This is a genomic window from Streptomyces sp. NBC_01334, assembly GCF_035983595.1.
GTDB classification, from domain to species: Bacteria; Actinomycetota; Actinomycetes; order Streptomycetales; family Streptomycetaceae; genus Streptomyces; species Streptomyces coriariae.
The window spans coordinates 7,768,683-7,781,330 of sequence record NZ_CP130718.1; the positions used below are offsets into that span (position 1 = coordinate 7,768,683).

Below are 12,648 nucleotides of genomic sequence, written 5' to 3' on the forward strand. Positions count from 1 at the left end.
GGTAACGAGCGCGCCAGCCCCTGGGACTGTGACCTGTTTCGCTCGAACGGCCCACCCGGCCGCGCGGGCCAGGTGCCCGGTTTGCGCCTCCGCGCCCAGCCCAGCCCCTACGCTCGGCACATGGACGAAGAGTTGCGATCACTCACGGAGCGCTTACGGCGCGAGTCCGGCGCGACGGCGGCGTACGAGCGGCTGGCAGGTGTCGCGGACCACGACCTACTGGCCGACGTGCTCACCGAGTCGGGGCAGCCCCTCTGGGCACGCGAGCTGGCCGCCTTCCGGCTGGGCTGCGCCGGGGACCGGCGCGCCTTCGAGGCCCTCGTCCTGCTGCTCAACCACCGGGATCCGCCGCGCTGCGCCTCCGCCGCCCACGCGCTGGCCCGCCTCGGCGACCCCCGCACCGCCCGCGCCGCGGCCGCCCTGGCCACCAACGAACTGCGTGTCGCCTACGCTCTGCACCCCGTCCGGCTGCTGGTGGAGCTGCGCGCGCCCGAGTCCGTGCCCGCGCTGATCACCACGCTGCGGCGACGCCTGAGCCCGCACGACCCCTATCGCCGGGTGGCCCTCGCCTGCGTGGAGGGGCTGGGCACGCTGGGCGACGGCCGCGCCCGCCCGGTGCTGAACGACGCCCTCGCCCATCCGGTGCTCGCGGAGGCGGCCGTACACGCGCTGGCGCGGATTCCCAGGCAGCGCTGAGCCGCCGCCGGACCGCGGACGCCGCGTCCGGCACCCGACCCGCCCCGGCGTCAGCGGTCCGCACGCATGCGGAAGCAGGGCGTGCCGAAGCATGACGGTCTGTCGCCCATTAGTTCGAGATTCGAATAACTTCGCGATGGGAAGATCGCCTTCCGCCGGACTGCAGAGGGTCGGCGCGCCCGTCGGGCGGCTGCCGAAGTGACCGCGGACGAGCCGGATCAGTCCGGCTGTGGAGGGTATAGGCCGTGACCAGCACACAACTGCCCGATGAGATATCAGTCCTGAGATCGCCTCAGGATCCGACCAAGACATTCGGGCAGTTCCTGGAAGACAAGTGGTCGGCGGTCTGCGGGGGTCTGGGAACAGACCTGTGGGAGACGGAGAGTGTGCTCCAGGACCTGCGGGAGGCACTCCACCCGTGGGGCGAGCGGCCCATGGGAACGCGATGCGATCCGCCTTCGTTCGTCTCGGCCGACGGTTTCCCCGCCGAACTCTCCGTCAGTTGGAAGGCCGGCCGGCCCGAGGTCCGCATCCTGTTCGAGTCGCTCGGCTCCGACGGCACCCCGCTCGGCTGCCAGGAGGCCGGCCGCGAGCTGACGCGAAGACTCGCCGGGCGACCCGGGACGGACATCGCGCGATACCTGGATGTCGAGGACCTGTTCCTCACGTCCGCCCCCGATCGCTACCGGGCCACCATCTGGCACTCCCTGGCCTGGCGGCCGGGGGAGCGGCCCCACTACAAGGTCTACCTCAACCCGCAGGTGCACGGCCTGGACCGCGCGTACGACGTCATGACGCAAGCCATGCACCGGCTGGGCCTGGCGGAAGCCTGGGAACCGGTGGCGCGGCGCGGCGAGGAACTGGCCGGTCGGGGACACGAGTTGGAGCTCATGGCCCTCGATCTGGACGGCGGCGGCACCTCCCGGGTGAAGGTGTACTTCCGGCACCTCCCCATGCCGATGGACGAGCTGGACACCGTGGCGGCCTTGGCGCACCGCCACGACCCGGCCCGGGCGGCCCGGGCGCGCACCGTGATCTACGGGCGGGACGGCGGCGCCGTGAGCAACGAGCCGATGACCTGCCTGGCCTTCCGGGAGGGCGTGCCCGGTCCCGAGGAGGCCAACGTCTACCTGCGGCTGCCGAACAACACCCGCACCGACGCGGAGGCAGCCGTACGCATCGCCCGGCTCATGGAGCTGGAGGGGATCGACCCGCGTCCGCACGCCGAGGTTCTGCGGCGGTTGACGGCGGAGCTGCCGGAGGGCGCCGGGCAGCTGCAGGAGTTGTGCAGCTACCGGACGATCTCGCAGGACCTGCCCGCGGACATCGGTCTGTACCTGCGGTTCAACACGTACGCCGACCCCGCGATCTGACCCTGAACCACAGATGACGGCCCCTCCACAGCCGCTCCGGCACCCGCGTGCGGGCTCCGTCGGCGGGGCCGGTCGGCGGGGTCAGTCGCCCACCACCGCGAACGCCTCGATCTCCATCAGGAAGTCCGGGTGGACCAGGGCGGCGACCTGTACGGCCGAGGCGGCGGGGAGGCGGTCGTCGGGTATGTGGGCGGTGCGGGCCGCGCGGATCGCGGGCATGTGGGCCATGTCCGTGACGAAGTAGGTGAGTTTGACGACGTCGTCGAAGGTCGCGCCGGCCGCGGCGAGGCAGCGGCGCAGGTTCTCGAAGACCTGGCGGGCCTGGGCCTGCGGGTCGCCCTCGCCGACCAGCCTGCGGTGTTCGTCGAGCGGAAGCTGACCGGCGACGGCCACGAAACGGCCGGTGCCCATGACGACATGCGAGTACTGGGCCGCGGCGGCGACTCCGTCGGGGGCGGGAATCCTGGTCGGTTCGCTCATGCGTCCATGGTGGACCACGGGTCCGACAACGCCCCCGACGGGTCGGTGATCACCGCTCAGCCACGGAACCCCAGCAGCCCGTGCAGCGTCGAGCCGTGGGCGGTGGGCGAGGCGGTCTTCGAGGCCGACGGCTTCGGGTCGGGCTGCGCCTTGCACACCGCGTCGACCCCGCCGGTCCCGCGCGGCACCGTGCCGTCGGCCAGGTACGCCGCCAGGTGCTTGTCCAGGCAGGTGTTCCCGCTCAGCGTGATGCCGTGGTTCTGTCCGCCCTCCTCGACGACGAGGCTCGAACCGCGCAGCAGCGCGTGGACCGTCGCGCCGCCCTCGTACGGGGTGGCCGCGTCGTTCGTCGCCTGGAACAGCAGGGCCGGCGGCAGCTCGCCGTTGGTGAGGTTCACCGGCCCCACGGACCCGGTCGGCCAGAACGCGCACGGCGCGTTGTACCAGGCGTTGTTCCAGGTCATGAAGGGGGCCTTCGCGTACACCGACCAGTTGTCCGTGCGCCACTCGTCCCAGTCGCGCGGCCAGAAGGCGTCACGGCACTGCACCGAGGTGTAGACGCTGTAGCCGTTGTCCCCGGCGGCGTCGACGGCGGCGAAGTTCCCGTACGCCGCGACCAGCGGGGCGGTGTCCTTGCGGTTCGCGTACGCCGCGAACGCCTCGGCGAGATGGGGCCAGTAGCCGTTGTAGTAGCCGCCGGGCAGGAAGGTGTCCTCCAGCTCCGAGGCGCCCACCCTGCCGCCGGCCGGCCTGGCCGCGAGGGCCGCCCGCATCGCGTACCACTTGGTCTCGACCTGTTCCGGGTCGGTGCCGAGCCTGTACGTCTTGTCGTTCCTGGCGATCCAGGCCATCAGGGCGCGGTGCCGGTCGTTGAAGGCCAGGTCCTGGGTGAGGTTGTCCTCGTACCAGACGCCCGTGGGGTCGACGATCGAGTCCAGGACCAGGCGCCGTACCCGCTGTGGGTAGAGCTTGGCGTACACCGCGCCGAGGTAGGTGCCGTACGAGTAGCCGAAGTAGTTCAGCCGCCGCGCACCGACCGCGGCACGGATCGCGTCCATGTCCCGCACGGCGCTGACGGTGTCGATGTACGGCAGCACGCGCGCGTATTTCTTGGCGCAGGCCGTCGCGAAGGACCGCGCGCGGGCGACGTTGGCCTTCTCGATCGCCGCGGTGCTCGGCACGGAGTCCGGGCGCACGGCGGCGAAGTGACCGGGCGCGCAGTTCAGCGCGGGCGTGCTCTTGCCCACCCCGCGCGGGTCGAAGCCGATGACGTCGTACTGGGCCGCGACCGCCTTCGGCAGCGCCGAGGCGACGAATCCGGCGAGGCTCAGCCCCCGGCCGCCGGGGCCACCGGGGTTGACCAGGAGCGGGCCCTGGTACCTCTTCGCGGTGTGCGGGACGCGGGAGAGCGCCAGCGTGATCCGCTCACCGCCCGGCTGCGCGTGGTCGAGCGGCACCTTCAGGGACGCGCACTGGAGCTTCGGCTGCCCGGTGGTGCCGCAGTTCTTCCAGGAGAGCGCCGCGGGGCGGGCGGGCGCCGCGGCGGGTGAAGGGCTCGCGGCGGCGGGCACGGCGGTGACCGTCCCGGCCACGACGACGGCGGCAGCGCACAGCACGGCTGCGCGTTGGTTCATGGAGTGCTCCAGAGGCGACGAAGGGGCCGGAGGTGGTCGGACCGCAGGTCACGGCCCTCGCCGCATCGTCCCGAAATGAGCGTCCGTCAGAACCTGTTCCGCCGTTGATTGACCCGATCGGGTAGCCGGATGCGCTCGAACGCGCTCAGATCGACGGGCTCGGATCGACGCGCTCAGATCAGCGAGAGCTGCGTCGGCCCGGACCCGGTCGGCTCCTCCTCCGGCTCGGGCCGTGGGATCCGGCGCGGCATCCCCGCGCGCGTGGGGCCGATCCCGTACTCCTCTGCCAGCTCGTGGACCTGACGGGTGATCCGCCGCTGGTACCACTTCGGGGCGTAGGCGCCGTCCGCGTACAGCCGCTCGTACCGGCGCACCAGGTAGGGGTGGTGCTGCCCGAGCCAGGCCATGAACCACTCGCGGGCGCCGGGGCGCAGATGCAGCGCGAGCGGGGTGACCGAGGTGGCCCCGGCGGCCGCGATCGCCCGCACGGTGGCGCGCAGCTGGGCCGGCTCGTCACCGAGGAACGGGATCACCGGCGCCATCAGCACTCCGCAGCCGATCCCGTGGTCGGTGAGGGTCCTGACGACGTCGAGGCGCCGCTGGGGAGCGGGCGTGCCCGGTTCCACGGTGCGCCACAGCTCGGTGTCGGTGAAGCCGACGGAGACCGAGACGCCGACGTCGGTCACCTCGGCGGACTGCCGCAGCAGGTCGAGGTCGCGCAGGATCAGGGTGCCCTTGGTCAGGATCGAGAAGGGGTTCGCCCGGTCGCGCAGGGCGGACAGGATGCCCGGCATCAGCCGGTAGCGGCCCTCCGCGCGCTGGTAGCAGTCGACGTTCGTGCCCATCGCGACGTGCTCCCCGTGCCAGCGGGGCGAGGCCAGCTGGCGCCGCAGCAGCTCCGGCGCGTTCACCTTGACGACGATCTGGGTGTCGAACCCGGTCCCGGTGTCGAGGTCGAGATAGCTGTGCGTCTTGCGGGCGAAGCAGTACACACACGCGTGCGTGCAGCCCCGGTAGGGGTTCACCGTCCACTCGAACGGCATCCGGGAGGCCCCCGGCACCCGGTTGAGGATCGAGCGGGCCCGGATCTCGTGGAACGTGATGCCGGCGAACTCGGGCGTGTCGAACGTCCTGGTCGTGACCGCGTCCGCGCCGAACAGCGCGGCATCGGCCGGCCGGTCGTGACGGGTCTCCACGGTGAGGTTGTCCCAGCGCATGACGCCTCCTCGGTAGTACTGGCCCCACAATAGAACATGTGTTCCCATGATCGTGCGAGGAACCTTTCGGGAACCGATTTCGATCGCCCCGCGATCGCTTCCGGGACCCCGATTTGGGCGGCCGTGGACCGGGGTGGTTGGCTTGCCCCGAACCTGAGGAACCCCGAACAACCCTGAGCAACACAGACGTGGAGGAACCCCATGGCGCAGGTCGAGGCCACCACCGAGCGGGTCGTCGCCGCGGATCCGGAGAAGGTGTTCGACACCATCGCCGACTACAGCGGCGCGCGCGGGAAGCTGCTGCCCGAGCACTTCAGCGAGTACGAGGTGCGCGAGGGCGGCGACGGCGAGGGCACCCTCGTCCACTGGAAGCTCCAGGCCACCAGCAAGCGTGTCCGTGACTGCCTCCTGGAGGTCGCCGAGCCGACCGACGGCGAGCTCGTCGAGAAGGACCGCAACTCCTCGATGGTCACCGTCTGGCGCGTCACCCCGGCGGGCGAGGGCAAGTCCCGCGTCGTCGTGACCAGCACCTGGAACGGCGCCGGCGGCGTCGGCGGCTTCTTCGAGAGGACGTTCGCGCCCAAGGGTCTCAACCGGATCTACGACCTGATCCTCGCCAACCTCGCCACCGAGGTCGAGAAGTAGAGCAACACCCGTGCGCCCCGCGCGCGTTGACTCCCCTCACCGGTTCGAGTGGATCTCCCTTGTGACCGGGATGGCGCCGTAACCCGTCGCGCTTGCTCGTAGTTGTCGCTTTACGCGGGAATTGCGTGGCAGGCGCGACGAGGGGAGCGGCACATGGGCGGGACCACGCCGGCACGGGACGAGCCCTTCGCGGCACCTGCCGCGAAGAGCCGGCCACCGATGCCGGCCGGCCCGCCCGAACCCGGCCGACGCCGGGTGCGGCTGATCTTCTTCGCCCTGATGCTCGCCCTGCTCCTCGCGGCCCTGGAGCAGATGATCGTCGCCACCGCCCTGCCGAAGATCGTCGGCGAACTGCACGGCCTGGACCGGATGTCCTGGGCGATCACCGCCTACCTGCTCACCGCCACCGTCGGACTGCCGGTCTACGGCAAACTCGGCGACCTCCTCGGCCGCAAGGGCGTCTTCCAGTTCGCGATCGTGGTCTTCGTCATCGGCTCCGCGCTCGCCGGGCGGGCCCGGACCATGGACCAGCTGATCGCCTTCCGCGCGGTCCAGGGCGTCGGCGCGGGCGGACTCATGATCGGCGTACAGGCGATCATCGCGGACATCGTGCCGCCCCGGCAGCGCGGCCGGTTCATGGGCCTCGTCGGCGCCGCCTTCGGCCTCGCCTCGGTCGCCGGACCGCTGCTCGGCGGCTACTTCACGGACCACCTCTCCTGGCGCTGGTGCTTCTACGTCAACGTCCCCTTCGGCCTCCTCACCCTCGCCGTCGTCACCGTCGTGCTGAAGCTGCCGAAGCCGACGGCGAAGCCCCGATTCGACGTCCTCGGCGCCCTGTTGCTCGCCGCCGCCTCCACCTGCCTGGTCCTGCTCACCAGTTGGGGCGGCACCCGGCACGCCTGGGACTCGGGCGTCATCCTCGGCCTCGGCGCGGGAGCGGCCGCCGCGGCCGTCCTGTTCCTCGCCGTGGAGCGCGCCGCCGCCGAACCCCTCATCCCCCTGCGGTTGTTCAGGGACGCCGTCTTCAACGTCACCGCGCTGGTAGGCCTGGTGATCGGCGTCGCGCTGTTCGGCGCCGCGAGCTATCTGCCGACCTTCCTGCAGATGGTCGACGGGGCCACCGCCACCGAGTCGGGGCTGCTGATGCTGCCCATGATGGGCGGCATCGTGGGCGCCTCGGTCCTCTCGGGGCAGCTCATCACGCACACCGGCCGCTACAAGGTCTATCCCGTCCTCGGCAGCGCCCTCGCCGCCCTCGGCATGTGGCTGCTGTCCCGGCTGGAGGTCGACACCCCCCGGCTCCAGTACAGCCTCTGGATGGCCGTCCTCGGCGCCGGTATCGGGCTGGTGATGCCCGTGCTCGTGCTCGCCGTGCAGAACTCCGTGCGCCCCGCCGACCTCGGCACCGCCACCAGCGCCAACACCTACTTCCGGCAGATCGGCGGCAGCGTCGGCGCCGCGATCTTCGGCACGCTCTTCGCCGACCGCCTCACCGACGCCCTGCACACCCGCCTGCCCGCCCGCACGGGCAGCGGCCTCCCGGACCCCGAGTCCCTCACCCCGCAGCTCGTCCACGCCCTGCCCCCGGAGCTGCGCGACACCTACATCCGCGCCTACGCCGACGCCATGCCGCGGATCTTCCTCTACCTCGTGCCGGTGCTGCTCCTCGGCCTGCTCATCGCCTTCTTCCTCGAGGAGAAACCGCTGGTGTCCCACCACACCGCCGGAGCGGAACCCGCGCCCGGCAACACGACGGTCCCGCAGGCCCTCGCGCTCCACGCGCCGCAGACCGCCGGCGTCCCCGTCCGCGGCACGGTGCGGCACCCCGACGGGACCGTGGTGCTCCGCGCGGCGCTCACGCTCATCGACGTGACCGGGCGGCAGATCGGCCGGGACGCCTGCGGCGAGGACGGTCGGTTCGCGCTGGCCGCGCCCGGCTCCGGGGCGTACGTCCTGATCGCCGCCGCCGGCGGCCACCAGCCGCGGGCCGTCTCCGTCACCGTCGGCGAGCGCCCCGTCGAACTGGACGTCGTCCTCGGCGGCGCCGGACGCCTCGCCGGGAGCGTGGTCACCGCCGACGGCTCCCCGGTGCGGGAGGCCACCGTCACCCTCACCGACGCGCACGGCGAGGTCGTCGCCGGCACCCGCAGCGGGCGCGAGGGCGGCTACGTCCTCACCGAACTCGTCGCCGGGGAGTACACCCTCGCCGTCGGAGCGCCCGCCTTCCGTCCGGCCGCCGTTCCGGTCAGCGTCCAGGCCGCCCGGGAGACCCGCCAGGACGTCGAACTCGCCGGCGGGGCCCTGCTGCGCGGCACCGTCCGGGCCACCGGCGGCCGGCCGGTCGAGGACGCGCGCGTGACCCTCCTGGACGCGGCGGGCAACGTCGTGGACACCCTCACCACGGGCCCCGACGGCGCCTTCCGCTTCGTCGACCAGTCCTCAGGCGAGTACACCGTCATCGCCGCCGGTTACCCGCCGGTCGCCGCCGTCCTCCAAGTGGCGGGCGGCGGACGCACGGAACGCGACCTCCAGCTCGGCCACGAGGACTGATCCCGTCGCGAGCGGACGCCGGGACGGGCGGCGTACCCCGGCGCGCCCGGCCGAAACCAATTCCAGGATTGCCGCACATGCCGACGGACGTGCGCCGTACGGTGGTGACGGCGGGACAGATCTTGCACAGCTCTGGGGAGAGAGGGCCTGGGCCATGGACCGTGGCACCGAGAGGGACGCACCTCCCAGCCGCGGAGCCGGCAGCGACCCGGCCGGCACGGCGGGCGAAGCGAGCTGGGAGTCCCCCCGCCCGGAGGGTGGGGGAGAGTCCGTCGACGCCGGGCGCGTCCCCCTGGCCGTGGTCGTGGTGGACCGCGAGGGACTCGTCTCCCACTGGAGCACCGGCGCACGCCGGATCTTCGGCGTGGTCAAGGAGGAGGCGATCGGCCGGCCCGCGATCGACCTGCTCCCCGTCTCCGGGGCACTCCCCGAGCCGGACGACGATCTTCCGTACGGCGGGTACGACGACTACGGGGACTACGCGGCCTGCGACGGACTCGGGCCCGGCCTCGACTCTTCCCTCGACCGGGGCCTCGGCTACCCGGCCGCCGGACGGGCCCGGCTGACCGTGCCCGGCCGGGACCGCGACGGTGGCCGGGCCGACGTGCTGTGGTGGGCGTACCCCCTGGTCGGGCCGGGTACGGAACGGCTGCTGGTACTGGCCGCGGACGCGGCGGCACTGCACCAGGACGAACCGGCGGACCCTCTGGCCGTCGAACGCATCGCGCCCGCCTTCGCCCTGCACACCGACTTCCCCGGCGCCGCGGAACTCGCCCGGCGGCTGCCCGAGATCCTGCCGAGCATGAGCGTCGGCGAAGGCGCCCGCATCGTCGCGCAGATCCTCGAACTCGGTTACCCGGTACTGGAGTTCAGTCAGAACGACCGGGTGCCCGTGACCCCCGACTGGGGAGTGGCACGGCGCGTCGAGCGCCGAGCACGCCGCGAGCGGGCCGCCCGCGTCGCCGCCGAAGGGATGCCCGTACCGCAGGAGCTCGTCGACGAGGGCGAGGACCTCGAATACGTCGCCGTCCGTGAGCGGCTGGAGTTCCTCAACGAGGTGAGCGGGAAGATCGGCACCTCTCTCGACCTCTCCCGCACCATCCTCGAGGTCAGCAGAGCCGTCGTCCCGCGCTTCACCGACGTCGCCGGCACCTATCTGCGCGAACAGGTCGTCGCCGGGGAGGGATTCCCCGACGGCGTGCCGGACACGACCACCATGTGGCACCGGGTCGCCGTCGAGCACACCGACGAACCCGGCCGCTGGGACGACGTCGTACCCGTCGGCGAGGCCATGCCGTTCCCCGCGCACACTCCGTTCTTCCAGTGCATGACGACCGGACAGCCCGTCCTGGTGCCGCGCATCAGCGAGCAGATGGGCCACGCCATCGCCTCGCAGTTCGAGAAGCGCGACATCCGGCCCCTGATCACCGGCCGTTCCATGCTGGTCGTCCCGCTCAAGGCACGGAACGTCGTCCTCGGCTTCATGATCCTGCTGCGCCACCCCGAGCGCGCGCTCTTCAACGACATGGACCGGGTCACGGGCGCCGAACTCGCGGCCCGCGCGGGCCTCGTGCTCGACAACGCGCGCATGTACACCTACCAGGAGAGCGTCGCCGAGACCCTCCAGGACAGCATGCTGCCGCACATCCCGCCGCGGATGGCGGGCTGCGACATCGCCACCCGCTATCTGCCGGGTACGTCGCTCGGGCGGGTCGGCGGCGACTGGTTCGACTCGGTGAAGCTGCCCGGCGCGCGCACCGCCCTCGTCGTCGGCGACGTCATGGGGCACGGGCTCAACTCGGCCGCGATGATGGGACAGTTGCGGACCGCCGTGCAGACCATGGCCGCCCTCGACCTGCCGCCCGCCCAACTCCTGCGCAATCTAGACGACTTGGCGCAACGGCTCGGCGACACCCACCTCGCGACCTGTCTGTACGCCGTCTACGACCCGATCGAGGGTGAGCTGCACCTCGCCAACGCGGGCCACATCCCACCCGTGTTGGTGCGTGCCGTCGACGGCCGCAGCGAACTCCTCGACCTGCCCACCGGAGCGCCCATCGGGGTCGGCGGGGTGCCCTTCGAGGCGGTACGCGTGCGCGTGGAGCCGGGTGACCGGCTGGTGATGTGCACCGACGGGCTGGTGGAGGTGCGCGGCGAGGACATCGGCGTAGGGCTCGCGACCCTCTGCGAGTCCGCCGCGCACCCGGCCGCCTCGATGGACGACGCCTGCGACACCATCATCCGCGCCCTCAACACCCGCGGCGGCCGCAAGGACGACGTGGCCCTGCTCCTGGCCCGCCTCAACGGCATCGAGCCGGACGACGTCGCCGAGTGGCGGTTCCCCCTCGACCCGGCGCAGGTCGGCCGGGCCCGCGCGGTGGTCCGCGAACAGCTGCACGACTGGGGTCTGGCGAAGTCGGCCGACACCGCCGTGCTCATGGTGAGCGAGCTGGTCACCAACGCCGTACGGCACGCCCGCCGCAGCCCCGTGGCCCTGCGCCTCGTCCGCGGCGACGCACTGCTGTGCGAGGTCGAGGACGACGACCACGAACTGCCGACCCTGCTGAGCGCCGGTCCCGGTGACGAGGCCGGGCGGGGGCTGCGCGTGGTCAGTGTGCTGGCCCGCGAGTGGGGCACCAGCCGTACGGGAGCGGGGAAGTCCGTGTGGTTCGAGCTGACGCTGCCGCGCCGCCCCGCGGGGCGCTGAGCACGACCGGCCGGGATGCGCCGGACGGCGGACGGATCTCGAACGCGGCGTGAAGGAAATGCGCACCACGCTTGTCGCGCCGACCGGGGAGCGATAGACCGTACTCGCCCGTCACTTGAGGCGGATCGGCCTTGCATTCTGGGGAGTTGTGCATGAGCGTGACGAGTCGATACCGGGAGGCGTGGGAGGGCTTCTGGCGCGAGGCTCCGGAGGAACCGGGCAGTGTCTTCTGGGACGCCGACCCGAAGGTGACCGCCGCCCTCCACCTCGCCCTCTTCGAGCCCCATCTCGCCGACCCGGGGCTGGCGTTGGTGGACCTCGGCTGTGGCAACGGCACCCAGACCCGGTACTTCGCCGACCGCTTTCCGCACGTCGTGGGCGCCGACCTGTCCGCCGCGGCCCTCGACCACGCCCGCCGCGCGGACCCCGCCGGACAGGCCGCGTACCGGCTGCTGGACGCGGCCGAGAAGGGCGCGGCCGAGACGCTGCACGCCGAACTCGGCGACACCAACGTCTATATGAGGGGTGTCCTGCACCAGTGCGAGTCCGACGACCGGCAGCCGCTGGTGGACGGGATCGCCGCGCTGCTGGGAGAGCGCGGCCGGGTCTTCCTCGTCGAACTGTCGGAAGCCGCCCGCCCCGTCCTCGGCGGACTGGCGCAGAGCCCGGCCGGCCCACCGCCGAAGCTCGCGCCGATCTTCCGGCACGGCATCGCCCCCGGCGAAGTGGCCGACGACGCGGTGCCCAGGTATCTGCGCACCGCCGGTCTCACGGTTCTGGCCTCCGGTGAACTGCCCCTCGTCACGACCGAGTTCGCCCCCGACGGCACCTGGATCGAGCTGCCGTCGAAGTGGCAGGTGGCCGCCCGCGTCGAGTGACCGTCGTCACATCGAATGCGGCTCCTGCGGCTGTCACACTTCCGCGGCGCACCGTGTCAGGGGTTCAGGAACGCACGGAAACCCCTTGAGGAGCTGCTGAGATGTTCACCGACCACTCCACCGCCTACGTCGTCGTCACCGCCGTCGGAGCCGTCATGGCGGGCTTCTCCGCCGCCTCGATCTTCCTCGGCGCCGAGTGGACGGTGAAGCCGCTGGCCGACTACGGAGTGCCGCGCTCGTGGTGGCCGTGGCTCGGCGCGGCCAAGGCCGCGGGCGCGGCCGGTCTGCTGGCCGGACTGTTCGTGCCCGTGGTCGGCGTGCTCGCCGCGATCGGTCTGGTCCTGTACTTCCTCGGCGCCGCCGCCACCGTGCTGCGGGCCCGCTGGTTCGCGCACCTGCCGTTCCCGCTGGTCTACGCGGCACCGGCGGTGGCCTCGCTGGTGCTGGCGTTCTGAGAACGGGCGAGCG

At 72.2% G+C, this 12,648-nt stretch carries 10 protein-coding genes; 7 read left to right on the forward strand and 3 right to left on the reverse strand.

Annotation, left to right across the window (positions count from 1 at the left end; genetic code table 11):
- The first annotated feature begins 120 nt into the window (after positions 1-120).
- Positions 121-696 carry an adenylosuccinate lyase gene (locus OG736_RS34610; RefSeq protein ID WP_327185886.1) on the forward strand — a complete coding sequence of 192 codons (576 nt, stop codon included), beginning with the start codon at positions 121-123 and terminating at the stop codon, positions 694-696.
- Positions 697-941: 245 nt separating this feature from the next.
- Positions 942-2,069 carry a tryptophan dimethylallyltransferase family protein gene (locus OG736_RS34615; protein ID WP_327185887.1) on the forward strand — a complete coding sequence of 376 codons (1,128 nt, stop codon included), beginning with the start codon at positions 942-944 and terminating at the stop codon, positions 2,067-2,069.
- 81 nt (positions 2,070-2,150) lie between these two features.
- Here OG736_RS34615 and OG736_RS34620 read toward each other — a convergent pair whose 3' ends face one another.
- The 3 genes from OG736_RS34620 to OG736_RS34630 all read right to left on the reverse strand — a co-directional run bounded on the left by OG736_RS34620 (position 2,151) and on the right by OG736_RS34630 (position 5,400).
- The gene (locus OG736_RS34620; protein ID WP_327185888.1) at positions 2,151-2,549 is read right to left on the reverse strand and encodes a RidA family protein; all 399 of its coding nucleotides are present in this window, start codon (positions 2,547-2,549) and stop codon (positions 2,151-2,153) included.
- 56 nt (positions 2,550-2,605) lie between these two features.
- On the reverse strand, positions 2,606-4,183 hold the full coding sequence (locus OG736_RS34625; protein WP_327185889.1) for an alpha/beta hydrolase: 1,578 nt from the start codon (positions 4,181-4,183) through the stop codon (positions 2,606-2,608).
- A 173-nt stretch (positions 4,184-4,356) separates the two neighbouring features.
- Positions 4,357-5,400 (reverse strand): Rv2578c family radical SAM protein, encoded by a 1,044-nt coding sequence (locus tag OG736_RS34630; protein ID WP_327185890.1) that lies wholly within the window; start codon positions 5,398-5,400, stop codon positions 4,357-4,359.
- 201 nt (positions 5,401-5,601) lie between these two features.
- Between OG736_RS34630 and OG736_RS34635 the strand changes: the two genes are divergently transcribed.
- The 5 genes from OG736_RS34635 (at position 5,602) to OG736_RS34655 (ending at position 12,635) form a co-directional block, all read left to right on the forward strand.
- Positions 5,602-6,045, forward strand: coding sequence for an SRPBCC family protein (locus OG736_RS34635; RefSeq protein ID WP_054241614.1), 444 nt, complete (start codon positions 5,602-5,604; stop codon positions 6,043-6,045).
- Between the two features lie 153 nt (positions 6,046-6,198).
- On the forward strand, positions 6,199-8,595 hold the full coding sequence (locus tag OG736_RS34640) for an MFS transporter (RefSeq protein ID WP_327185891.1): 2,397 nt from the start codon (positions 6,199-6,201) through the stop codon (positions 8,593-8,595).
- Between the two features lie 154 nt (positions 8,596-8,749).
- The gene (locus OG736_RS34645; protein WP_327185892.1) at positions 8,750-11,302 is read left to right on the forward strand and encodes a SpoIIE family protein phosphatase; all 2,553 of its coding nucleotides are present in this window, start codon (positions 8,750-8,752) and stop codon (positions 11,300-11,302) included.
- Between the two features lie 152 nt (positions 11,303-11,454).
- A complete protein-coding gene (locus OG736_RS34650) occupies positions 11,455-12,180 on the forward strand; it encodes a class I SAM-dependent methyltransferase (RefSeq protein WP_327185893.1) in 726 nt (241 codons plus the stop codon).
- Positions 12,181-12,281: 101 nt separating this feature from the next.
- Positions 12,282-12,635: a DoxX family protein gene (locus OG736_RS34655; protein ID WP_327185894.1), complete on the forward strand. Its 354-nt coding sequence runs from the start codon at positions 12,282-12,284 to the stop codon at positions 12,633-12,635.
- Positions 12,636-12,648 lie beyond the last annotated feature (13 nt).

Coding starts and splice junctions, on each gene's coding strand:
- OG736_RS34655 (WP_327185894.1), top strand. CDS start 12,282: ATGTTCACCGACCACTCCACCGCCTACGTCGTCGTCACCGCCGTCGGA.
- OG736_RS34620 (WP_327185888.1), bottom strand. CDS start 2,549: ATGAGCGAACCGACCAGGATTCCCGCCCCCGACGGAGTCGCCGCCGCG.
- OG736_RS34610 (WP_327185886.1), top strand. CDS start 121: ATGGACGAAGAGTTGCGATCACTCACGGAGCGCTTACGGCGCGAGTCC.
- OG736_RS34625 (WP_327185889.1), bottom strand. CDS start 4,183: ATGAACCAACGCGCAGCCGTGCTGTGCGCTGCCGCCGTCGTCGTGGCC.
- OG736_RS34635 (WP_054241614.1), top strand. CDS start 5,602: ATGGCGCAGGTCGAGGCCACCACCGAGCGGGTCGTCGCCGCGGATCCG.
- OG736_RS34640 (WP_327185891.1), top strand. CDS start 6,199: ATGGGCGGGACCACGCCGGCACGGGACGAGCCCTTCGCGGCACCTGCC.
- OG736_RS34650 (WP_327185893.1), top strand. CDS start 11,455: ATGAGCGTGACGAGTCGATACCGGGAGGCGTGGGAGGGCTTCTGGCGC.
- OG736_RS34630 (WP_327185890.1), bottom strand. CDS start 5,400: ATGCGCTGGGACAACCTCACCGTGGAGACCCGTCACGACCGGCCGGCC.
- OG736_RS34645 (WP_327185892.1), top strand. CDS start 8,750: ATGGACCGTGGCACCGAGAGGGACGCACCTCCCAGCCGCGGAGCCGGC.